General features: G+C 47.5%; 22 protein-coding genes. 9 read left to right on the forward strand and 13 right to left on the reverse strand.

All coding sequences use genetic code 11. The annotated features are described in order from the left end of the window. Positions 1-150: 150 nt before the first annotated feature. Positions 151-1,014 (reverse strand): YicC/YloC family endoribonuclease, encoded by an 864-nt coding sequence (locus tag EKN56_RS00595; RefSeq protein WP_130590044.1) that lies wholly within the window; start codon positions 1,012-1,014, stop codon positions 151-153. 188 nt (positions 1,015-1,202) lie between these two features. Between EKN56_RS00595 and rph the strand changes: the two genes are divergently transcribed. Together rph and pyrE are read left to right on the forward strand one after the other, a co-directional pair. Further along, positions 1,203-1,919, forward strand: a complete 717-nt coding sequence (gene rph / locus EKN56_RS00600; RefSeq protein WP_130590045.1) for a ribonuclease PH — start codon at positions 1,203-1,205, stop codon at positions 1,917-1,919. Positions 1,920-2,004: 85 nt separating this feature from the next. Then, positions 2,005-2,646, forward strand: a complete 642-nt coding sequence (gene pyrE, locus EKN56_RS00605) for an orotate phosphoribosyltransferase (protein WP_130590046.1) — start codon at positions 2,005-2,007, stop codon at positions 2,644-2,646. Positions 2,647-2,717: 71 nt separating this feature from the next. Here pyrE and glpX read toward each other — a convergent pair whose 3' ends face one another. From glpX to EKN56_RS00620, 3 genes are all read right to left on the reverse strand, one after another. Continuing rightward, positions 2,718-3,728 carry a class II fructose-bisphosphatase gene (gene glpX / locus EKN56_RS00610; protein WP_130590047.1) on the reverse strand — a complete coding sequence of 337 codons (1,011 nt, stop codon included), beginning with the start codon at positions 3,726-3,728 and terminating at the stop codon, positions 2,718-2,720. Positions 3,729-4,020: 292 nt separating this feature from the next. Beyond that, positions 4,021-5,532, reverse strand: a complete 1,512-nt coding sequence (gene glpK, locus EKN56_RS00615) for a glycerol kinase GlpK (protein ID WP_130590048.1) — start codon at positions 5,530-5,532, stop codon at positions 4,021-4,023. A 48-nt stretch (positions 5,533-5,580) separates the two neighbouring features. Continuing rightward, on the reverse strand, positions 5,581-6,399 hold the full coding sequence (locus EKN56_RS00620; protein WP_130590049.1) for an MIP/aquaporin family protein: 819 nt from the start codon (positions 6,397-6,399) through the stop codon (positions 5,581-5,583). A gap of 487 nt (positions 6,400-6,886) precedes the next feature. Here EKN56_RS00620 and zapB point away from each other — a divergent pair, with 487 nt between their 5' ends. Further along, positions 6,887-7,126 (forward strand): cell division protein ZapB, encoded by a 240-nt coding sequence (gene zapB, locus EKN56_RS00625; protein ID WP_130590050.1) that lies wholly within the window; start codon positions 6,887-6,889, stop codon positions 7,124-7,126. A 76-nt stretch (positions 7,127-7,202) separates the two neighbouring features. Here the strand turns inward: zapB and EKN56_RS00630 are convergent, their stop codons facing one another. The 8 genes from EKN56_RS00630 to priA form a co-directional block, all read right to left on the reverse strand. Continuing rightward, complete coding sequence (locus tag EKN56_RS00630; protein WP_130590051.1) at positions 7,203-8,072, reverse strand: AraC family transcriptional regulator; 870 nt, start codon at positions 8,070-8,072, stop codon at positions 7,203-7,205. Positions 8,073-8,295: 223 nt separating this feature from the next. After that, complete coding sequence (rraA, locus tag EKN56_RS00635) at positions 8,296-8,781, reverse strand: ribonuclease E activity regulator RraA (RefSeq protein WP_130593543.1); 486 nt, start codon at positions 8,779-8,781, stop codon at positions 8,296-8,298. A 151-nt stretch (positions 8,782-8,932) separates the two neighbouring features. After that, a complete protein-coding gene (locus tag EKN56_RS00640) occupies positions 8,933-9,850 on the reverse strand; it encodes a 1,4-dihydroxy-2-naphthoate polyprenyltransferase (RefSeq protein ID WP_130590052.1) in 918 nt (305 codons plus the stop codon). Positions 9,851-10,057: 207 nt separating this feature from the next. Continuing rightward, the gene (gene hslU, locus EKN56_RS00645; RefSeq protein WP_130593544.1) at positions 10,058-11,389 is read right to left on the reverse strand and encodes an HslU--HslV peptidase ATPase subunit; all 1,332 of its coding nucleotides are present in this window, start codon (positions 11,387-11,389) and stop codon (positions 10,058-10,060) included. Positions 11,390-11,400: 11 nt separating this feature from the next. Then, entirely contained in the window at positions 11,401-11,931 is a 531-nt protein-coding gene (gene hslV, locus EKN56_RS00650; protein ID WP_130590053.1) for an ATP-dependent protease subunit HslV, read from the reverse strand. A gap of 196 nt (positions 11,932-12,127) precedes the next feature. Further along, on the reverse strand, positions 12,128-12,973 hold the full coding sequence (gene ftsN, locus EKN56_RS00655) for a cell division protein FtsN (RefSeq protein ID WP_130590054.1): 846 nt from the start codon (positions 12,971-12,973) through the stop codon (positions 12,128-12,130). A 75-nt stretch (positions 12,974-13,048) separates the two neighbouring features. Further along, complete coding sequence (gene cytR, locus EKN56_RS00660; RefSeq protein ID WP_130590055.1) at positions 13,049-14,071, reverse strand: DNA-binding transcriptional regulator CytR; 1,023 nt, start codon at positions 14,069-14,071, stop codon at positions 13,049-13,051. A 281-nt stretch (positions 14,072-14,352) separates the two neighbouring features. Beyond that, on the reverse strand, positions 14,353-16,548 hold the full coding sequence (gene priA, locus EKN56_RS00665; protein ID WP_130590056.1) for a primosomal protein N': 2,196 nt from the start codon (positions 16,546-16,548) through the stop codon (positions 14,353-14,355). 284 nt (positions 16,549-16,832) lie between these two features. Between priA and rpmE the strand changes: the two genes are divergently transcribed. Further along, positions 16,833-17,048 (forward strand): 50S ribosomal protein L31, encoded by a 216-nt coding sequence (rpmE, locus tag EKN56_RS00670; protein WP_027273653.1) that lies wholly within the window; start codon positions 16,833-16,835, stop codon positions 17,046-17,048. Between the two features lie 204 nt (positions 17,049-17,252). Here the strand turns inward: rpmE and metJ are convergent, their stop codons facing one another. Continuing rightward, positions 17,253-17,570 carry a met regulon transcriptional regulator MetJ gene (gene metJ / locus EKN56_RS00675; protein ID WP_130590057.1) on the reverse strand — a complete coding sequence of 106 codons (318 nt, stop codon included), beginning with the start codon at positions 17,568-17,570 and terminating at the stop codon, positions 17,253-17,255. Positions 17,571-17,822: 252 nt separating this feature from the next. Between metJ and metB the strand changes: the two genes are divergently transcribed. The 5 genes from metB (at position 17,823) to EKN56_RS00705 (ending at position 23,871) form a co-directional block, all read left to right on the forward strand. Next, positions 17,823-18,983 (forward strand): cystathionine gamma-synthase, encoded by a 1,161-nt coding sequence (metB, locus tag EKN56_RS00685; protein ID WP_130590059.1) that lies wholly within the window; start codon positions 17,823-17,825, stop codon positions 18,981-18,983. Between the two features lie 2 nt (positions 18,984-18,985). Then, on the forward strand, positions 18,986-21,421 hold the full coding sequence (locus EKN56_RS00690; RefSeq protein ID WP_130590060.1) for a bifunctional aspartate kinase/homoserine dehydrogenase II: 2,436 nt from the start codon (positions 18,986-18,988) through the stop codon (positions 21,419-21,421). Positions 21,422-21,766: 345 nt separating this feature from the next. After that, positions 21,767-22,654 carry a methylenetetrahydrofolate reductase gene (gene metF, locus EKN56_RS00695; protein WP_130590061.1) on the forward strand — a complete coding sequence of 296 codons (888 nt, stop codon included), beginning with the start codon at positions 21,767-21,769 and terminating at the stop codon, positions 22,652-22,654. Between the two features lie 190 nt (positions 22,655-22,844). After that, positions 22,845-23,435, forward strand: a complete 591-nt coding sequence (locus EKN56_RS00700; protein ID WP_130590062.1) for a hypothetical protein — start codon at positions 22,845-22,847, stop codon at positions 23,433-23,435. Then, positions 23,425-23,871 carry a surface-adhesin E family protein gene (locus EKN56_RS00705; protein ID WP_130590063.1) on the forward strand — a complete coding sequence of 149 codons (447 nt, stop codon included), beginning with the start codon at positions 23,425-23,427 and terminating at the stop codon, positions 23,869-23,871. Before EKN56_RS00700 ends, EKN56_RS00705 begins: the two co-directional genes overlap by 11 nt. The last annotated feature ends 89 nt before the right edge of the window (positions 23,872-23,960 follow it).

Genomic DNA, 23,960 nt, shown 5'->3' on the forward strand with positions numbered 1-23,960 from the left:
GACTTTCTCATGTTTATATCTGAGATATTTTTCAAATTTGCATGTAATACTTTACAGGTATTGTGTTGGCATTATATTGAATTTCAAAAGATTAACTAAGCCCGTATTTGTACGGACTTAGTTATGGGGTCTTGTGAGTTAATATAAAACCTACTCAATATTCTGAATCTGTTCCCGCATCTGCTCAATCAACACCTTCAACTCAATCGCCGATGCAGTCACTTCTGAATTAATCGACTTAGACGCCAGCGTATTCGACTCACGGTTAAACTCCTGCATCATAAAGTCTAAACGGCGGCCAACGGCTTCCGGTTTTTTCAGAATGGTATAAGTTTCTTTCACATGAGCATCAAGGCGGTCCAGCTCTTCGGCCACATCGGTGCGCTGTGCCAGCATCACTAACTCTTGCTCCAGACGGTTATTGTCTAACTGTACCTGTGCTTCTTCCAGTTTGCTGAGCAGTCTTTCACGCTGCCAAACCAGAACTTCAGGCATACGGGCACGGACTTTCACTACTTCTACACTTACCCCTTCCAGACGCTGTTCAATCAGGGTCTTCAGTGAAGCGCCTTCCCGCTCGCGGGCATCGATAAATTCATTAATGGCGATTTCCAGAGATTCCATCAGTTCAGTACTGATCGCATCCAGATCCTGACTTTTGGCCGACATAACGCCTGGCCAGCGCAGGATATCTACCGGATTAATCTCACCTTCATCGCTCTGCATCTTCACCCAGTTAGCGGCCTGAACCAGCTGTTGTGCCAGCTCTTTATTCAGCATCATCTCGGTTTGGGCGGAAGGATCAATTTCAAACCGCAGGTTACACTCGATTTTTCCACGGGTCAGACGCGTACGTAAGCGCTCACGAATTACCGGCTCCAGACTGCGGAATTGTTCCGGCAGACGGATGTAAGTCTCTAAATAACGCTGGTTAACGGAACGGAGTTCCCAGGTTGCGCTACCCCATTCCCCTTTGGTTTCATGGCGTGCATAAGCGGTCATACTGCGGATCATAATCAGGTACCCGTTTGTCGAAGAAAAAAAGATTATACCCTTGAGTGCCAACCCATGATAGGCATTAGGTCACGAAGTCAGTATAATGCGCGGTCACAGAAGCAGGGTGTGTTCCTCAGTATTATCGAGAAGCTACTGTGGAACACCTCCTGAGCCAATCCTGAAACTAAATCAGCGGAGATTATTGCATGCGTCCAGAAGGTCGAAGTGCTCAACAAGTACGCCCTATCACCCTTACTCGCAACTACACAAAGCATGCAGAAGGCGCTGTTCTGGTAGAGTTTGGCGAAACCAAAGTATTATGTACTGCCACTATTGAAGAAGGCGTTCCGCGTTTTCTGAAAGGTCAGGGACAAGGTTGGATCACCGCAGAATACGGTATGTTGCCTCGTTCAACGCATACTCGTAACCCACGCGAAGCCGCAAAAGGTAAGCAGGGGGGCAGAACGCTGGAAATTCAACGCCTGATAGCTCGTTCACTGCGCGCAGCGGTGGATCTGACCCAACTGGGTGAGTTTACCATTACCTTAGACTGCGATGTGTTACAGGCTGATGGTGGTACCCGCACTGCTTCTATTACTGGTGCCTGCGTGGCGCTGGCAGATGCATTAAACAAGCTGGTTGCCGACGGTAAACTGAAGCAAAACCCGATGAAGTGCATGGTAGCAGCGGTATCCGTTGGGATTGTGGGCGGCGAAGCGGTGTGTGATTTGGAATACGTAGAAGACTCCGCAGCAGAAACTGATATGAATGTGGTGATGACTGACGATGGTCGCATGATTGAAGTGCAGGGCACCGCCGAGGGGGAACCCTTCACCCATGAAGAGCTATTGAGTCTGTTGGCGCTGGCGCGTCAGGGAATTGATACCATCATCAAGGCGCAAAAAGCAGTACTTGGACAATAAGTTGAAAAGCGACGGAGACGTCGCTTTTTTTACGATCGAATTTTTACGATTTAAAGTTGTGTAATCAGTTAAGGAGATGCCTTTTATGAAACCCTATCAGCGCCAGTTTATTGAGTTTGCGCTTAACAAGCAGGTATTAAAGTTTGGTGAATTCCACCTGAAATCAGGACGAATCAGCCCCTACTTTTTTAATGCGGGTCTCTTTAATACCGGTCGCGATCTGGCTTTGTTAGGACGTTTTTATGCGGCGGCACTGGTGGATTCTGGCATTGAGTTTGACCTGCTGTTTGGTCCGGCCTATAAGGGTATCCCTATTGCGACCACTACGGCGGTGGCGTTGTCTGAACACCACGATCGTGATGTGCCTTACTGCTTTAACCGCAAAGAAGCCAAAGATCACGGCGAAGGCGGTCACTTAGTAGGGAGCCCGCTGGCGGGGCGTGTAATGCTGGTGGATGATGTTATCACCGCCGGTACCGCTATTCGCGAGTCAATGGAAGTGATTCGTCAGCACGATGCTACGTTAAGCGGCGTATTGATCTCTCTGGACCGCCAGGAACGAGGACGTGGAGAACTGTCCGCCATTCAGGAAGTAAAACGCGACTACCAGTGTGAGGTGATCACTATCATCACTCTGGACGATCTGGTTGAATATCTGGCTGAAAAGCCGGAGATGGCAGAACATCTGGTGGCGATTAAGGCTTATCAGAATGAATATGGTGTTTGATATTGTGTTATGAGCCGAAAAATTTCGTCCGCTGTGCTATCAGTGGACGAAATAGGTATCGGGATAGTTAATTACAGCAAAATATCACACAGCGCCGGATCTTTACGGTCCAGATAGTGAATTGACTGAATACGACGAATGGTACGAGATTTACCGCGAATCATCAGCGTTTCGGTAGTTGCCATATTGCCGGTACGCTGAATGCCATTGAGTAAGTCACCTTTAGTGATGCCGGTAGCAGAGAAGATGATATTGTCGTTGCGGGCCATTTCTCCCAGCTTGAGCACTTTACCTGCGTCAATTCCCATTTGTTTACAGCGCGCCAGTTCTTGCTCGCCAATACGGCGGTTTTCTTCGCTGTCGCCTTTTACCTGATGACGGGCCAACAGGCGGGATTGCATATCGCCATCCAGTGCGCGAATAACCGCAGCGGAAATAACCCCTTCCGGTGCGCCACCAATGCCATACATAACGTCAACTTCGCTGTCCGGCATACAGGTCAGAATGGACGCAGCGACATCGCCGTCAGGAATAGCAAATACCCGAACGCCAAGCTGCTGCATCTCTTCAATCACTTTATCGTGACGCGGTTTAGCTAAGGTAATCACTGTCAGCTCAGGCAGTGGCTTATTGAGTTTTAACGCAATACGCTTGAGGTTTTCTGTCAAAGGCAGATTCAGGTCGATGGTATCTTTAGCGCCAGGGCCTACAACCAGTTTTTCCATATACATATCAGGTGCGTGCAGAAAAGCGCCTTTTTCCGCAACCGCTAATACTGCCAGCGCATTGGCCTGCCCCATGGCAGTCATACGTGTTCCTTCGATCGGGTCTACCGCGATATCAACGGCATCGCCATGGCCAGTACCGACTTTCTCACCGATATACAGCATGGGTGCTTCATCGATCTCACCTTCACCGATGACAATCTCGCCGTCGATATTGACCTGATTGAGCACGATCCGCATGGCTTCAACTGCCGCACCATCCGCTTTGTTTTTATCACCGCGACCTAAGTAGCGGTAACCAGCCAGTGCAGCAGCCTCGGTGACGCGAGAAAACTCAATCGCAAGTTCACGTTTCATTTATTGGAGTCCGTAATATATTGAAAAATTAAGATGATTAAAAAACTGCCGGGATCTTATCACAGTTAAAGCGTGGTGAAATGGCGGGGTGAGAGAATAATCCATAGATAAAGGGCCGTATACCGGCCCTTTATCTATCATCAGAATTCATCGTCGGGCTAAGCCCTACGTTCTCTGTTATTGAGTGAGATGGTTTTCCGACCGCAAACAAAGATAATACCGGTACTTTGTTTTTACGGTCGGAATGACCTTAATAGTCTCTCTGAAAAGAGAAAAACGTTACTGAGTAATATTACTCGTCATGTTCTTCCCAATCACGGGCGCGCTCTACAGCCTTCTGCCAGCCTTTGTAACGATAGTTACGTTCGGTGGTTTCAATGCCTGGTTTAAACACGCGCTCGATGTCTGCTTTGCTCTTCACTTCATCCAGATCGCTCCAGAAACCAACCGCCAGGCCGGCAAGGTAAGCAGCACCCAGTGCAGTGACTTCGCGAACCGCAGGACGTTCTACAGAAGTACCGAGAATGTCTGACTGGAACTGCATCAGGAAGTTGTTAGAGACGGCACCACCATCAACTCGCAGGGCTTTCAGACGGGTTCCGGCATCAGCCTGCATGGCGTCCAGTACATCGCGAGTCTGATAAGCAATAGATTCCAGCGTTGCGCGGATAATGTGGTTTGAGTTAACGCCACGGGTCAGGCCAAGAATGGCTCCGCGAGCGTATGGGTCCCAGTAAGGTGCACCTAAACCAGTAAATGCAGGTACAACGTAAACGCCGTTACTGTCTTTCACTTTGGTGGCGAAATATTCGGAGTCCATGGCGTCGGTGAACAATTTCAGTTCATCGCGCAGCCACTGGATGGACGCTCCACCAATAAATACCGCACCTTCCAGCGCATAGTTCACTTCGCCACGTGGGCCACAGGCAATAGTGGTCAGCAAGCCATGTTCTGACTTAACCACTTCTTTACCGGTATTCATTAGCAGGAAGCAGCCAGTACCGTAAGTGTTCTTCGCCATGCCTGATTGAACACACAGGTGGCCAAATAGAGCCGCCTGCTGATCGCCGGCCATACCGGAGATTGGAATACGCGTTCCGCCTTTACCACCAATGTTGGTTTTGCCATAGATTTCAGACGATGGGCGAACTTCCGGCAGCATTTCCCGTGGAATATCCAGCACTTCCAGCATGCGCTCATCCCATTGCAGGGTTTTAATATTGAACAGCATGGTACGGGAGGCGTTGGTATAGTCAGTGACGTGGGTACGGCCCTGAGTCATATTCCATACCAGCCAGGTATCCACGGTACCAAACAGCAACTCGCCGCGTTTAGCACGGTCGCGAGCGCCTTCTACATGGTCCAGAATCCATTTTACTTTGGTGCCTGAGAAGTAAGGGTCGACGACCAGACCGGTATTTTCACGGATATAGTCGGTCATTCCTTCTTTCTTTAACTGCTCACAAATACTGGCGGTTCTGCGGCACTGCCAAACGATAGCGTTATAAATAGGTTTACCAGTAGCCTTATCCCAGACGATAGTAGTTTCACGCTGGTTAGTAATACCGATAGCGGCAACTTCATCAGAACTGATACCCGTTTGCGCCAGTACTTCAACCAGTACTGCACTTTGGGTTGCCCAAATTTCCATTGGGTCATGTTCTACCCAACCTGCATGTGGGTAGATTTGGGTGAATTCACGCTGTGATACGCCGATAATGTTGGCATCGTGGTCTAATACCACCGCTCGTGAACTTGTGGTTCCCTGATCGAGGGCGACAATGTATTTTTGCTCAGTCGTCATTGCGGTAACTCCGTGAATTGACGTAGTAAAAAGGGGTAAGAACGATCGTTATTCTTTATCTTCGATAGCGCAGGCTTCACAGGGTAAATTACCACCGATAAATACCTTATAGCCCCATGCACCCAGGCAGCCACCGATAATTGGCCCCAAAATTGGGATAATAAAATAAGGGATGTCTCTTCCACCAGTGAGGGCGATGTTACCCCAGCCAGCGAAATAGGCGAACAGTTTTGGACCAAAGTCACGGGCCGGGTTCATGGCGAAACCGGTTAATGGGCCCATTGATGCACCAATAACCGCAACCAGAATACCGATCAGCAATGGCCCCAGTGAACCACGTGGCACACCGTTACCGTCATCGGTTAAGGCCAGAATTAACGCTAACAGGGTGGCAGAAATTACCACTTCCACGCAAAATGCCTGGAAGACGTTAATGGCTGGGTTTGGGTAAGTAGAGAAGGTACCTGCCAGTGACAGGCTATCTACGCTGCCCCTGACAATATTTTGAGCGGCTTCTACTTCGTAAAACAGGCTGAAGTAAAGTGCATATACCATTGCCGCACCGCAAAATGCGCCGGCAACTTGTGAGAGAATATAAGGGATAACTTTTTTACGATCGAAGCAGGCAAATAGCCATAGAGCAATGGTAACGGCCGGATTCAGGTGAGCACCGGATACGCCCGCGGTTAAGTAAACGCCCAGCGCCACCGCCAGACCCCAGATAATACTAATTTCCCATTGTCCAAAACTGGCACCGGCAACTTTTAGTGCAGCAACACAACCGATACCAAAAAAAAGAAACAGTCCCGTACCAAGAAATTCAGCAATACATTGCCCTTTTAAAGTAGGGCCAGAATTTTGGCTCATAAATATAATCCTCCATTGAAGGGTAGAGTGGTAATCTGATTACCCGTATTAGCCTCTATTTTTTTAGTTATAGAGGAAGTGGACTGATTTTATCGTTATCGCGCCATACCGAAAAATAACGAAAGTATAATTTTGTGTATTCGGTCAAATTATTGCTCTTATGAGTTCGAAAAGTGATAAGTGAAGCAGGTTTCTCTTAGAGTAGAATTCGTTTCAGATGAAATGAGTAGTTGCCATAGTAAGAATAAGTAACCACGGGTTTGATCGTTTTTTGCCGTTAATTCGCTAACTGTACTGCCAGATTGACAAAATTTCTGAACATTCGCTGTTTATATGGGTCTATGTCTGGACAGCGTTCGATCAGGTAAATACAATCAGGCTGTTGATTTTGGCGTTCCACCGATGGGATGTGCGCGTCTTGCCGCTAGCGGCTGTTATAAATGTTAGGTTTTCCGCTTTGCGGTTATGTCTATATGAGGACAAAATAATGTCATTTGAAGTATTCGAAAAACTGGAAGCTAAGGTCCAACAGGCCATTGATACCATTACCCTGTTGCAGATGGAAATTGAAGAGCTGAAAGAAAAAAATAACTCTTTAACCCGTGAAATTGAAACGTCTGCTAACGGCCGCGAGTCATTAGTGAACGAAAACGCTCAGTTGAAGCAAGAACAACAAGCCTGGCAGGAGCGTTTACGTCTTCTGTTGGGTAAAATGGATGAAGTTTAATCGTTGTAACGGTTAGCCATCAGACAATAAAAACGCCGCTTATGCGGCGTTTTTATTAAGATTTTTTCATTGAATATCACTTAAGCGGTAAATAAATATCCGTCAGTAATTCATGCTCTGCCACTTCATGTACAAAATTGAAGTAATGGAAGTAGAGCGGAAAATCACGTAGCTCCTCGCCACTGGCGGGCAGCCATTCACTGTATAAACGACGAGCGCTCTCGGTCAGGGTTTGGTGTGAGCCTTGATGGCGTGCCACGGCACATCGTCCGCCGGGTATCAGGCCATTGACTACGCCAAATGGATTATCTTCGGGGATAGGTGCGTTTACCGAGCCGCTAATATCAAAGCGAAACTCTTCAGCCGCTGTTGTCTCCGGATCGTGAAAGGCAATACCATAAGTTTGACTGGTGCATACCGGCGATAGTCCGGTGCTTTTACGCCATTCAATAAAGTGTGTAGCCGTTGCATTGATCAAGTCCGGGCTACCCCGGTGGGTCAACATGGCAATCGGCGTATCAGGAAAACTGACTATCTTCACTTCCATGGTTTGGGTCCTTATATATTTTTGCTCAGGAATGCGCTGATGCCAGTCAAGCCAGTCAGGTTGCTGTCGAAACTGGCTGGGTGTTTTTCCCAGCGCTTGCTTGAAGGCGCGACTAAATGATTCGGGGTTTTGAAATCCGGCATCAAGTGCAATATCGATGATTTTTTCCAGCGGGTTAAAGGCCAACCGGTACGATGCACGCCTGATTCGCATCCACTGAATATAACGACCTATCGGCATTCCACAATAAGTGGTGAATTGCCGGTGAAAATGAAAAGGTGAAAAATGGGCAATTTCACTCAGTAACTCAACGGTCAGTGGGTCATCCAGGTGTTGTTCAATATAGCTGAACACCTTATTAAAGCGCCTGGCATAGGCATCGGTTTTGTCATCGAACATTACATCCTCCATGTTCAATACTTTGGCAGAAAACCGTCGGCACAGCCTGACCGATCTTGCTGAGATGCAGAGTGATGATAAATATTATGTGGGAATATCGGGCAGGAGGAAAATTAAGTTCAAACTAAAACAGCGGACAGGCGGTTGATGTTATCTGAAACCGTTGCTGCCCGGGGTCTGTTTCAAAAATAGCGGAAACCTGAATGTCTCCGCGTATCATGGCTTATTCGATGTCCAGTGCTTCTTCTGACAGAATGATACCGGTATTGTCGGCATACAGATGGTCGCCGGAGAAAAAGGTCACGCCACCAAAGTTTACGCGAATATCGCTTTCGCCGATGTTTTGTGAGTCAGCGCAAACCGGGATAGCCGCTAAAGCCTGAATGCCAATATCCAGCTCTTCCAGTTCATCGACCTGACGAACAGCGCCGTAAACGACTAAGCCTTCCCACTCGTTTTGAACGGCAAGACGGGCTAACTCGGCATCGATCAGTGCACGACGAACGGAACCGCCGCCGTCGATCAGCAATACGCGACCCTGACCATTCTCTTCCAATAGCTCATACAGCAGCCCATTGTCTTCGAAGCATTTAACCGTGGTGATTTGACCACCAAAAGAGGGGCGTCCGCCAAAGTTAGAGAACAGGGGTTCTACAACGTTGACTTCTTCATGATAGATGTCACATAACTCGGAAGTATCATATTTCATAAGATCGTCGCCTGTTTCCGTTGGTTCATTTTTCGCCATGAATAATCAGTATATCCTGATTTTTACAAGGATAGCAAAATCATCCTGGTATTGAAGCCGCCGGAGCGGCTTACGCAATAGGGATAATGATAAAAATGATTGATGAGCAGAGTTAGCTAAGTACTACACCAATAGCAAACAGAATATTGGTCAGTAATGCACCCTTAACCATCTGCTCCAGCATGGGGCGCATTGCCACTGCCGTTGGTTCATGCAATACATACATGGCGTGACGGTAAAGTAGCGGTACCGCCAGAATAAATAACCAGCCACTCCAACTGCGTAAATCAAACAGGGCGAACAGAACCAGACACAAAAGTGCGCCGGCCAGTAACATAAAGTGATAGCGACGGCCCCATAGTGGGCCTAAGCGTACTGCAAGCGTGTTTTTACCGTTCATGCGGTCATTGTCGATATCACGTAAATTGTTGATATTCAAAACAGCGGTTGCCAATAAACCACAGGCAGTCGCTGGTAGCATGACCACAGTATCGAAGGTTCCGGCCTGTAGATAATAGGTACCGGCAACGCTTAACCAGCCAAAGAAAATCAGGACAGAAATATCCCCCAGTCCCATATAGCCATATGGCTTGCGGCCAACGGTATAGGTGATGGAGGCAACAATAGCCAGTAAGCCCAGTCCTAAAAAGCCAATGATATCTTCTGGCTTTTTACAGGCCAGAGCGATAAGCACGATGCCGGAGGCGATAGTAAGAATAATCACAATAATCAGGGCCCGCTTCATTTGAGCCTGATTAATCAGCCCTTTTTGCATACCCCGGTTAGGACCGATGCGTGTTTCTGTATCGCTGCCTTTTATCGCATCCCCATAGTCATTCGCCAGATTTGATAAAATTTGTAGCATTGCCGCAGTCAGCAGCGCCATCAGCGCAATATCCAACTGAAAATGGTGCATCCAGGCAGCCAGCGCAGAACCGGTAACAATCGATGCTAATGCCAGAGGCAATGTCCGGGGGCGCAGACTTTCAATCCAGGCTGCTGTTTTACTTGTTGAGTGAGTTTGGCTCATGTTTTAGTTTTAATTTAGTAACTTTTAATTTAAGAATAATTTCATAGCGGGCAGATCGGCTAGCCGCTAACTATACGCGTATTATAGAGAATTTAACGAGAGTTTGCTTTGATTCTGGGATAAAACCAAGCGAATACTAAGGGATAAGTTTACGGGAGGCTAGTGCCTCCCGTAAATACGACTGATTGAGTAGAGCAATAAAAAACGTTACAGAATGAAACGGCTTAAATCTTCATCATCAACTAATTCATCCAGATGACGACGAACGTACTCTGCATCAATATCAATGCTGGTGCCGTTGCTCTCACTGGCATCATAGGAGATATCTTCCATTAAACGCTCTAAAACGGTATGTAAACGACGGGCACCAATGTTTTCTGTGCGTTCGTTAACCTGCCATGCCGCTTCCGCAATACGGCGAATACCGTCTGCCTGGAAGTTGATAGTTACCCCTTCCGTTGCCATTAACGCTTTGTACTGCTCGGTTAATGATGCGCTTGGTTCCGTCAGGATACGTTCAAAATCTTCGGTGGTCAGGGCTTGTAGCTCGACACGAATAGGTAAACGACCCTGTAATTCCGGGATCAGATCCGAAGGACTGGCGGTCTGGAAGGCACCGGAAGCAATAAACAGTATGTGGTCAGTTTTAACCATGCCGTGTTTAGTGGATACGGTACAACCTTCTACCAGCGGCAGTAAGTCACGCTGAACCCCTTCGCGGGATACATCCGGGCCGGAAACTTCGCCGCGCTTACAGATTTTGTCAATCTCATCGATAAACACGATACCGTGCTGTTCTACGGCATCAATGGCTTGTTGCTTCAGCTCTTCCGGATTGATTAACTTGCTGGCTTCTTCTTCAATCAGCAACTTAAAGGCGTCTTTGATCTTCATCTTGCGCGGCTTTTGCTTTTGGCCACCCAGATTCTGGAACATCGACTGGAGCTGATTGGTCATCTCTTCCATGCCCGGAGGTGCCATGATCTCTACACCCATGGACATCGACGCCAGCTCAATTTCGATCTCTTTATCATCCAACTGACCTTCACGCAGCTTTTTGCGGAATGCCTGGCGAGCCGTAGAGCTGTCAGAACTGTTTTCAGTCTGGCCCCAGTTGTCACGTGCTGGTGGAATTAAGACGTCAAGAATGCGTTCTTCTGCCAGCTCTTCAGCACGAAAACGCATTTTCTCAACGGATTGCTGACGCACCATTTTGATGGCGGCATCGGTTAAATCACGAATGATGGAGTCAACTTCTTTCCCTACGTAGCCCACTTCGGTGAACTTGGTGGCTTCGACTTTGATAAATGGTGCATTGGCCAGTTTAGCCAGACGGCGGGCAATTTCAGTTTTACCGACCCCGGTAGGGCCGATCATTAAAATATTTTTAGGCGTGACTTCATGACGTAATACTTCATCAAGCTGCATACGACGCCAGCGGTTACGCAGAGCAATGGCCACTGCACGCTTGGCTTTGTTCTGACCGATGATATAGCTGTCAAGTTCACTGACGATTTCGCGAGGGGTCATTTCAGACATCATTACGGTCCTTATTCTTTAGCTTTTAATTCTTCGATGGTTTGGAAACGGTTGGTGTAAATACAGATATCACCGGCAATAGACAGAGATTTCTCCACGATATCTCTGGCGTTCATATCGGTATTTTCCAACAGTGCTCTGGCGGCAGATTGGGCATAAGGGCCACCAGAACCAATGGCAATCAAATCGTTTTCTGGCTGAACTACATCACCGTTACCGGTGATGATCAGAGAAGCGGTTTCATCGGCTACTGCCAACAGCGCTTCTAACCGACGCAACATACGGTCGGTTCGCCAGTCTTTTGCCAGCTCAACGGCGGCTTTAGTCAGATGCCCTTGATGCATCTCCAGCTTGCGCTCAAAGCGTTCAAACAGGGTGAAGGCATCTGCGGTGCCACCGGCAAAACCAGCAATCACTTTGTCGTTATACAGGCGGCGAACTTTGCGGGCATTACCTTTCATTACGGTGTTACCCAGAGTTACCTGACCATCACCCCCAATTACTACATGACCGTTGCGGCGAACGCTTACAATTGTTGTCACGTGCAGATCCTCATTAGCTGATAAGAGCAGCCTTACATCAGAGGCAAGGCATAATTGGTATTTAGATGGGGGGATGGCGTCAGGTTTTCAACCCTGCAGAAGTAAAATATTCAGGAGGCAATCAGGGTGATAAATAACAATCGGGCTGCCATAAGGTAGCCCGATATGAGGAATAAACATTATAAATTACAGTTAATTACTTTCCTGAAGCTACCGGAATACAACTGCTTACTCCATTACTTTTTAACCGTTGTAAAGTTTTGTCTGCGGCTTCACGATTGTTATAAGGACCGAGGATGACCCGATTCCAACCATCGCTGGTGCTGATTCGGCTTTCAATACCGGAAAATGCCAGATTAACTTTCACTGACTCGGCCTGATCCAGAGCTTTGAATGAACCACACTGGATGATCCAGCGTTGGCTTTGTGCCTGAGCAGCAGTCTGACTGGTGGTTTTTGGCGTTGACGTCACCGGTGGTGGCGTCTGGGTTTGTGTTGACGCTGGCGGATTGGTTTTCTTTGGTGGCGCCTGGGTTTGCGTCTGAGCCGGTGTCTGAGTATTGGTCGCAGCCGTGTTATTTAACGCCGGTTTAGTTCCGCCATCACGAGCAGTAGACGGACGCCCACTGGCATCGACGCCAGAAAGTTGAATCGGAGGCTTTTGCATATCGGCCTGAATTTGGTCCAGCATTCTTTTTTGTTCAGCCGTTAGTGGTGTCTGAGTATTCGTTTTAGGCTGGCCGGTTGAATTAGGCGAATTGGTAACCTGACGGTTTTCCAGCTCTTTTATGTAGCTCCAACGCTCTTCCGGTTTTGGTGGTAAGCCATTGCCTGGTTTTACCGGCGGTGTTCCGGCAGCAGGTGTTGCTTCAGGCTTATGCTGGGTAATATAGTAAAGGCCTCCGCCAAATACGACCAATACGGCGAGGGCAAGCACAATCATCAGCTTGGATGCGCCGCCTGATGAGCTTTTTTTCTTTCTGCTATTTTTTTTACTCCGCGTCCCCGATCGGCTACGGCTTACATAATCTCGTTGTGCCACTATGACTTCACTACGTTTGTTTTTAGAAAAAGATGAAAAGAGAACCGTTATAGTACGTAATATGCGGTACTTTGGCTAGTTATGTGGTTTCGCCGTACTGGCGCGAACAATCAATTCGCTGTCGAGCAGGACGGATCCACCCTTGGTTTCGCTACCCTGTAGCAGCTCGAGCAGCATCAGTACTGCCTGTCTGCCAATTTTATACCGGGGTTGTGCTACGGTAGTTAGTGGCGGATCGACATATTGTGCCAGAGCAATATCATCAAATCCAACGATAGACAGCTGTTCCGGAATACGGATCCCCATCTTTTTTGCCTGAGAAATGGCGCCAATTGCCACAATATCACTATGGCAGAATATGGCGCTGGGCGGCTGAGGCAATGCCATTAGCTGAGTGAGGGCATCCGCTCCGGTCTCAAAACTGAGAGGGCCTGAGGTGATATAACACTTTTCTACCGCAATTCCCCCCCGTTGTAACGCCTGAACGTAACCCTGCCGACGATAATGGCTAAGGTGCAAATGGTCAGGGCCTGAAATGCAGGCAATACGGCGGTGCCCCAATCGTTGTAAGTAGTTCACCGCATTAAACGCGGCAGTCAGATTATCAATATGAATGGTAGGTAATTTCAGCTCAGGCAGATATTCATTGGCCATCACCATGGGGGGTAATGGATGGTTGGTTTCATCGTGTCTTTCAAATGGAAAATTGGCTCCCAGCAGAATAACGCCGTTAACCTGATGCAATATCGTTGATAACGAAATGGGTTCTATAGGCTGCTGGCGATTATCCAGAAACAGAACAATATAGCCATAATCAGCTGCGGTTTGCTGAATACCTTGCATCACATCGGTAAAGAAAGGGTCGGTGATATCCAGTGCCATAGCCAGTAATATTTTGGATTCTCCCTGTTTCTGGCCTTTAGCCAGCGCGTAAGGAACATATCCCGTTTGCTTAATGGCTTTTTCTATTCTGTCCTTGGTTTGCCAGGAGACCTTTTCCGGCATCATCAATGCCCTGGAGACAGTGGCTGTTGATACGCCAGCCAAATCGGCGACATCTTTCATCGTCACCTGTGCCGGGGATTTATTCTGTTCCAAAGAGGGGATCCTCCCAAATGGCGATATGCCCTATGCATATATTAGGATATAGCCTGTTATTCTCCCTGATATTTATTCTTTCGTTTTTCAGAGGAAATAGTAAATCAAGCGCAGCAATATACCCCTGCCTGAACGCAGATCGATGACCTGATGTTAATCTGACTGTCTCAATGAATAAATAGTTGGGACCTATCGTTTATGGCAACAGTTTTATGCTATTCCGCTACTAATTTGTATGTTGTGAATCAACTTTTTAGAGCCAGTTCTCAATAATGTGATCTCTAACCTTCTATTGGATCAATATCGAGTGTCCATTTTACTTTTTTGGCCTGTGGCATAGCGGTTATTTGTAATCTCAGCGCGTGCAAAATTTGCTGCAAACGACCACGAGATGGGTGTTGGATCAACAATTGCCAGCGGAAACGACCGCCGCGTTTGGCTTGTAAAGCGGGGACAGGGCCAAGGATCCAGAGCGAACTGTCACTGGCTCTGACGTTTTCCAACAGCTCTTTCAGTTGCTGCAAAAACTGTGAAGCCTGCTGGTTATCATGGTCCTCGGCACGAAACAGGGCATGGAAGGTAAACGGTGGCAGGAAGACGCTTTTACGCTCTTCAATTGCCTGTTTAGCAAAGGCGTCATAGCCTTGGTGCAGCAGGGTTTGTAGCAGAGGGTGCTCCGGATGGTGGGTTTGCAGTAAAACCTCACCCTGTTTACCCGCACGACCGGCACGACCAGAAACCTGCGTATACAGCTGAGCAAAACGTTCAGCGGCGCGGAAATCGGCAGAGAATAGTGCGCCATCAACGTCAATCAGGCCAACCAGCGTAACATCCGGGAAATGGTGCCCTTTTGCTAACATCTGTGTACCAATCAGAATACGAGCGCCACCCTGATGAATATCCGCAAGATGTTGCTCCAGTGCGCCTTTACGACTGGTGGTATCCCGGTCGACTCGGGTGATTGGCGTATCCGGAAACAGGCGGGCAAGCTCGTTATCTAATTGCTCTGTTCCCACACCGACCGGCACCAAATGGGTTGAACCACATTTAGGGCACTGATAAGGAACCGGACGCTGGCTGTCGCAATGGTGGCAACACAACATACGCTGGTTCTGATGTAGCGTGTAATAACGCTCGCAGCGGCTACATTCTGCAATCCAGCCACATTCGTGGCATAACAGTGCCGGAGCATAGCCTCGCCGGTTAAGAAACAGAATGACCTGATTATTGGCCTGCAAATGCTCTTTCATGCGTTTGAGCATTGCGGGTGCCAGTCCGGCGGTGAGCGGCTGGCCTTTCAAATCGAGAATATATTGGGTGGCTGGCTTAGCATGGCCAGCACGCAGAGTAAGACGTAGATGGTGATACTTACCGCTTTGAGCGTTATGCAGGCTTTCAATCGCCGGCGTTGCCGATCCCAGAATCACTGGAATGTTTTCTTCGCGGGCGTGAAGAATGGCTAAATCACGGGCGTGGTATCGCCATCCTTCCTGCTGTTTATAAGAGCTATCATGTTCTTCATCGATGACGATAACGCCCAGGTGTTTAAATGGCGTAAACAGCGCTGAGCGAGTACCAATAACGATGGCGGTTTCTCCTCGCCGTGCCCGTAGCCACACCGCAAGGCGTTCACTGTCATTCAGACCGGAGTGAACAACGTCAACCGGTGCATTAAAACGTTCACGAAAACGGGCAATGGTTTGAGGCGTTAAACCGATTTCAGGGACTAAAACCAGTGCCTGTCGTCCTTCGGACAGAATATTTTCCAGTACGCTCAGGTACACTTCCGTTTTACCGGAACCGGTAATTCCCTCCAGCAGCCAGACGCCAAATTGCTGGTCATCACTACGAATAGCACCAATGGCGGTTGCCTGTTCGGTATTCAGTCTGAGGCGTTCACCATTAATTTTAAAATCATCCTGCCAGCGAGTGGCTGCCGGATAGAGCGCTGCTAACTGAGCCAGCCCTTTATTTTTCAGGGCCTGAAAAGCAGCCTCGTTTAAATCCAGCGAGCTGATTTGGTGACGGTAGATATTGGCTTTACGTAGCGCTGCCAGCGCCTGTTGCTGTTTAGGCGCTCGTTTTAAGGTAACCGGGTCGGTTATTTTTCCCTCTTCGGTGAGTTGCCATTGCCAGATGGGCGGTTCCTGAGCAGGTTTTCCCTGACGGAGTAAAACCGGTAAGGCATGAAACAGTACTTCCCCCAGAGGAAATTGATAGTAGCCAGAGGCCCAAAGTAAGGTTTTCCATAAGGAGGGAGTAAACAGCGACTGGTCATCAATCAGGTGATTAATGGTTTTTAACTGTGATAGTGGGAATTCGCTTTGTTCGCTGGTGCTGACAATAATACCGATGGCTTCCCGCTTGCCAAATGGCACGCTGACTCTGGCTCCGATAATCGCCTGTTCTCCTGGTGGCAGGAGATAATCAAACGAACGGTCCAGCGGCACCGGTAAAACGACATTCACAACGCTCATTATGCAGGTAGTCCAAATCTCAGTTAATGGGCTTTGGGTAAACAAACATAGCCAAAGCAGAATTAAAATCTTATGGGATGCAGCAGCATACCACAGGCGACAGAGTGTGATGAATAGATGAATGGTTGGCTGCTTGCGTGGTGAATATTAGATCTGTATAATACGCAACCTTTGATTCAGTACTCGAATTTCAGTGCTTGGATCAAACCACTCAACTATTTTTTACTTCGTGTGGTGTACGGCAATAGTGACCGTATAGCGACACGACATTAGAGAGGTTCATCATGAAACAAGGTATCCACCCAGAATACAAAGAGATTACTGCAACTTGTTCTTGCGGTAACGTTATCAAAACTCACTCAACTGTGGGTCACGATCTGAACCTGGACGTGTGCGGCGAATGCCACCCGTTCTATACTGGTAAGCAGCGTGATGTTGCTACCGGTGGCCGTGTAGACCGCTTCAACAAGCGTTTCAACATGGTTGGCGGCTCTAAGTAATTTTACTGAGCTGAAAGAAAAAGGCGCCTTGGGCGCCTTTTTTGTATCTGAATATTCTGTTTTTTTGTTTACCACGGCAGATTGAATTATTGCTGTTGGTAATACCTACCCGGTAAAAATATCCATTACCCCGATGGTGCAGGTAACTAATCTTCTTCAATCGTCAGCGATCGTTTGGCTTATGCAACGATATGATAACCGGAATTAATAATCCCAACTGTCCGGATCGATACCCTTTTCACGCATCAATATTTTTGCCGCTTCCGGAATTTCATCGCTGCGTTCTTTACGTAAGTCTTCATCATTCGGCAGAGGTTGTCCGGTAAATGCATGAAGAAACGCTTCACAAAGTAATTCGCTATTGGTGGCATGTCTCAGGTTATTAATCTGACGGCGGGTACGTTCATCCGTTAGTATTTTTAATACTTTCAACGGGATGGAAACCGTGATTTTCTTGACCTGTTCGCTCTTTTTGCCATGTTCAGCATAGGGGCTGACATATTCGCCGTTCCACTCAGCCATGGGGCACCTTAATCAATAGAAAGCTGAAACTTTAAAGATAGTCCATTGTGAACTAACTTTACCTGCTCATGAGCAGAGCCTTGGGCATCGCTCACGAGTGCATTAAAAGATTATACCTGACAATTTTAACGGATATTTTGCGATTCCTCAATCTACACGGCAAGAAGTTTAGATGTCCAGATGTATTGACGTCCATAATTGAAAGCATTATCTTATTCATCATACTTTATGGTTTTCTCCCGGAGTGATTCAGTGAAACGCAAACAGGCAACGATTGCAGTGCGGGGTGGGCTCAATTCAGATGAGCAGTATGGCTGTGTTGTTCCCCCGATTCATCTTTCCAGCACCTATAACTTTATCGATTTTAATCAGCCCCGGGCACATGACTACTCACGTCGTGGTAACCCAACTCGCGATGTCGTTCAGTCGGCATTGGCGGAGCTGGAGGGGGGAAGCAGTGCGGTATTGACCAGCAGCGGAATGTCAGCCATTCATCTGGTATGTACGGCGTTATTAACACCGGATGATTTACTGGTTGCGCCACACGATTGCTATGGTGGCAGCTACCGTCTGTTTGACAGTCAGGCGCGTCGGGGAGCCTATCGGGTACTGTTTGTAGATCAGGGAGATGAACAGGCTTTAGCTGCTGCTCTGGCGCAAAAGCCTAAGCTGGTGTTAATTGAATCACCGAGTAATCCGCTGTTACGGGTAGTGGATATTGCTAAAGTTTGCCAGGCGGCGCATCAGGCTGGGGCTCTGGCAGTGGTAGACAACACGTTCCTGAGCCCAATTCTGCAGCAACCTCTCACACTGGGGGCGGATATTGTTCTGCACTCCTGTACTAAATATCTGAACGGTCATTCTGATGTCGTAGCGGGTGTGGTCATCTGTAAAGATGAAGCCTTGGGGGTCGATCTGGCCTGGTGGGCAAATAATATCGGTGTCACCGGCGCGGCTTTTGACAGTTATCTGTTATTACGCGGATTGCGTACCTTGGGGCCACGCATGAAACAGCAGCAACAAAATGCACAGGCAGTGATCGCTTATTTACAGCAGCAACCTCAGGTAAAAACGTTGTATCATCCATCCTTGCCGGAGAATCCGGGCCATGAAATTGCCCGCAAACAGCAATTGGGCTTTGGTGCCATGTTGAGTTTTGAGTTTGATGGTGATGAACAGGCGATGCGGCAGTTTCTTGCCGCGCTGGAACTGTTTACACTGGCTGAATCGTTAGGTGGCGTTGAAAGTTTAATTTCCCATGCGGCGACCATGACGCACGCGGGGATGGCAGCAGAAGCTCGTAAGGCTGCCGGAATATCAGACAGATTGTTGCGTATTTCTGTTGGAATCGAAGACAGTGAAGATTTAATTGCCGATCTGGAACAGGCTTTCCAGGCGTCAGCGAAGAGGTAAGTATGACTACATTAGGAGCTTCCGGGCTTCCTGCAAATCGTCAGTTGCATAAGTTTGGCGGAAGTAGCCTGGCAGACAGCAAATGCTATCTGCGAGTGGCAGGGATAATGGCAGAATACAGCCGCGAAGGGGACATGATGGTAGTGTCCGCCGCGGGTAGTACCACTAATCAACTGATTAAATGGCTACAGCTTAGCCAGACCGATCGCATTGCCTCTCATCAGGTGCAGCAAGAGTTGCGCCGCTACCAGAGCGAGTTGATTAATGGTCTGTTGCCGGAACAGCAAGCTGCTGAACTGGTTAAAGTCTTTATCCAGGATCTTGAACGATTAGCCGCGCTGCTGGACGGGGCGATGTCCGATGCCGTCTATGCTGAAGTGGTTGGCCATGGTGAAATCTGGTCGGCCCGTTTGATGGCGGCACTGCTGAACCAGCAAGGCATGGCAGCAGAATGGTTGGATGCGCGTGATTTTCTGCGGGCAGAGCGCTCGGCTCAGCCGCAGGTAGATGAAGGTCGTTCTTACCCGCTGTTACAGCAACTGCTCACTCAATATCCGAATAAGCGCCTGGTTGTAACCGGTTTTATTTCCCGTAACGAAGCGGGGGAAACGGTATTGCTGGGACGCAATGGTAGTGACTATTCTGCGACTCAGATTGGTGCACTGGCCGGGGTAGTTAGAGTGACTATCTGGAGTGATGTCGCCGGGGTATATAGCGCTGATCCTCGTAAAGTAAAAGATGCTTGTTTGTTGCCGCTGCTGCGTTTAGATGAAGCCAGCGAGTTGGCTCGTCTGGCGGCTCCGGTACTGCATGCCCGTACTTTGCAACCAGTGTCTGGCAGCGATATCGACCTGCAACTGCGCTGTAGTTATCAGCCAGAACAGGGCTCTACTCGTATTGAACGCGTTCTGGCATCCGGTACCGGCGCCAGAATCGTTACCAGTCATGATGATGTTTGCCTGATTGAAATACAGGTTGAAGCCCAGCACGACTTTTCTCAAATACAAAAAGAAGTAGAACGCATTCTTAATCGGGTGCAGGTTAAACCATTGGCAACCGGAGTTCATTACGACCGTAACCTGCTTCAACTGTGCTATACCTCCGAAGTGGTGAACAGCGTATTGCAAATTTTGGACGACGCCAGATTACCGGGTCGCTTGCAATTGCGGGAAGGGCTGGCATTAGTTGCACTGGTGGGGGCTGGTGTATGTAAGAATCCGTTGCATAGTCATCGCTTTTACCAACAGCTTAAAGATCAGCCAGTGGAGTTTATCTGGCACGCGGAAGATGATATCAGCCTGGTGGCGGTATTGCGCGTTGGGCCAACTGAGCATCTGATTCAGGGGCTGCACGCCAGCCTGTTCCGGGCTGAAAAGTGTATTGGTCTGGTGTTGTGCGGTAAGGGCAATATAGGTTCCCGTTGGTTAGAGCTGTTTGCTCGTGAACAAAAGAATATTTCGGCTCGTACCGGATTTGAATTTATTCTGGCGGGGGTCGTCGACAGCAGCCGCAGTGTGCTCGATTATCAGGGGCTGGATGCCAGCAGAGTACTGGCTTTCTTTAATGATGAAGCCCAAACGATGGATGACAGTTCGTTAGTCAGTTGGATGCGTGACCATCCGTTTGACGATTTGGTGATTCTTGATATTACCGCCAGCGAAGAGCTGGCCAGCAAATATCTGGACTTCGCCAGCTATGGTTTCCACGTTATTAGTGCCAACAAACTGGCTGGTGCATCGTCCGGAAATGAATATCGTCAGATTCGGGATGCATTCGCCAAAACTGGTCGCCACTGGCTGTATAACGCCACCGTAGGGGCTGGATTACCAATTAACTATACGGTGAGGGATTTACGCGACAGCGGCGATACTATTCTCTCCCTGAGTGGCATCTTCTCCGGTACGCTCTCCTGGCTATTTCTGCAGTTTGATGGTTCGATTCCGTTCTCTGAACTGGTGGAACAGGCATGGCAACAAGGGCTTACTGAACCAGACCCGCGGGTTGATCTCTCAGGTCAGGATGTGATGCGTAAGCTGGTGATTCTGGCGCGCGAAGCGGGTTACGACATTGAACCGGATCAGGTTCGGGTTGAATCACTGGTGGCTGAAGGTGCTGAAAAAGGCTCGGTTGATAACTTCTTCGAAAATGCCGAAGCACTCAATCACCAAATGCTGGAACGGTTAGAAGCCGCCAGAGAGATGGGACTGGTTCTGCGCTATGTGGCACGTTATGACGCCAATGGCAAAGCGCGGGTTGGTGTGGAAGCGGTACGGGACGATCATCCTCTGGCTTCATTATTACCATGCGATAACCTGTTCGCCATTGAAAGCCGCTGGTACCGGGATAATCCACTGATTATCCGTGGCCCGGGAGCCGGGCGAGACGTTACCGCCGGCGCAATTCAGTCGGACCTGAACAGGCTGGCGAAATTGCTATAGTGATTTTGTTTGAAAACAGTTAATCGTCGGGCTACGCCCGACGTACTCTTATGTTAAAAGTACGCCCCCTCCGGCTGGGCACAAAGATGATTTGAGCGCTTTGTCTTTACGGCCGGAATGTCTGCTAAAGCTGAAAATAGATATTCTTATCATCAACTCAATTTTTACTGCCATTCAGATCTGACTCTCCCTCGTTCGTATTTCTAATTCTCCATTAATTTTCAAATTACCTGTTGACAGAACATCCTACTTACGTCATCTTATTTGGATGTTTAGACGTCTAAACGTTCAGAAGTATAACTACAAATCAGGCAAACCAGAAAAGACAAACAGGGTGGACAGAATATGAGTTTTTTTCATGCTAACCAGAGGGAAGCGCTGAATCAGAGCCTGGCAGAGATTAACGGCCAGATTAACGTCTCTTTTGAATTCTTTCCGCCAAGCAATGTGGAAATGGAGCAGACCCTTTGGCAATCCATCGATCGCCTGAAGAATTTAAAGCCTAAGTTTGTGTCTGTGACCTACGGTGCAAATTCTGGCGAGCGTGATCGAACCCACAGCATCATTAAAGGCATTAAAGACAAAACCGGTCTGGACGCGGCGCCTCACCTGACCTGTATCGATGCTACCCCAGAGCAACTAAGAGAAATTGCTAAAGATTACTGGGATAGCGGCATTCGCAGCATTGTGGCATTACGCGGTGATTTACCTGCCGGTGGTGGTAAACCGAATATGTATGCGTCCGATCTGGTTGAGTTGCTGAAAAGCGTTGGTGATTTTGATATTTCCGTTGCGGCCTACCCGGAAGTACATCCTGAGGCAAAAAGCGCACAGGCTGACTTAATTAATCTGAAAAAGAAGATTGATGCAGGTGCTAACCGGGCAATTACCCAATTCTTTTTTGATGTAGAAAGCTATCTGCGTTTCCGCGACCGTTGTGTAGCAACAGGGATTGACGTGGAAATTGTGCCGGGGATTTTGCCAGTATCCAATTTTAAACAACTACAGCGCTTTGCCACCATGACTAACGTGCGTGTTCCACAGTGGATGAGTCAAATGTTCTCTGGTCTGGATGATGACCCTGAAACCCGTAAATTCGTCGGTGCTTCTATTGCTATGGATATGGTGAAGATTCTGAGCCGCGAAGGAGTGAAAGATTTTCATTTTTATACTTTGAATCGGGCGGAACTGAGTTATGCAATTTGTCATACGCTGGGAGTAAGACCAGTTTAAGACTTATTTATATCCTTCTCTTTTCAGTTGTTCTTAGTATCTATTAGAAATTATCTGAGTGGTATGTTAATTTGCTCCAGCCATTATTCCCTTAAAAAAGGGAATAATGGCTTATGTTGTTTACTCTATTTTCAAGCGAGCTATTAATATATCGATATATGATATTTTCTTTTTCACTAAGGAGAGTTGAATGAGAATAAAGATATTCTTGTCGTTGATTATTTTCTTTTTATCATCTACGACACAGGCAAAAACGTTAATTGAGTCACTTTCGCTTTGTGATTCAACGTTTTTTAATCAGATGAATAAAAAGAAAGAATTAAAGAAAATTATTTCTGTCAGTAATACCAATAATATAAAGACAGCGAAAGATGTTAGTGTTGACATTAATCGTTTGCAAGACAGCGGCGTAACGATAGTCAAATACCTAAATCAATATGTTAATCTGGATAAATATGGCGAGTATTATTTTTGGGGATTTCAGCTGGAAGAAGATTTCGCCACTGCCCATGAAACATTAAGTCAATATATTGAACTTAAGAAATCCAGAGGACTTTTTCAACATAACCCATTGATAAAGGGCGTTGGTGATGGCTCATGGCAAATAAACCTTGGCGCAACCGATGGTGTTGCTCCGGCACCATCGACGATGGAAAAGCTTCTGGTGCTGGAAGAGGTTAATGGAAAGACAAATGTACTCTGTTCTATTCAGGGAACGGTTACGGCAGAAGATCTATTGAATATCAGACCAGACTTAAGGGCGGTTATTAATGAAAAATAAACTGATAAAACTATTGGTATTTTCGGTTGCATTAATAACCGCAGGTTGTGCGAATGATAATTTTGATGAGCAGGAACTGACTTTCTTAAACAGTGATGGTGAGAGAGATATTTATTTATCAAAAGTTAATCATACTTATAATGATAATCCGGTTTTATCCTATTTTTATTATATTCAGCACTATGAAGAGCCGAAAGAAGTCGGCGGAAAAGAGATTGGTTCATCCAAATCAATATTTCTGTTTGATTGCTCAATAAAAAATAAATTTTCTTTATTTCCACCAGTTTTATATACGACAGAATATGCCACTGGTGAGCCTGCATACAGTTTAAATTTACCGGGGCAATGGACTATTGGTGAAACAGACGATAATTTAGCCGGAACTTTATGGAAGGCGGCATGTACTGAAAAGTATAAAGAACTAAATCCATCATAAAAAAATAGCGCCTGAAGTCTGGCGCTATTTTTTTGACGATATTTTTCGGTAAATTATCCCAATAATGTACCAATTTATTGGGATAAAGA

Source organism: Limnobaculum zhutongyuii (assembly GCF_004295645.1).
Lineage (GTDB): Bacteria > Pseudomonadota > Gammaproteobacteria > Enterobacterales > Enterobacteriaceae > Limnobaculum > Limnobaculum zhutongyuii.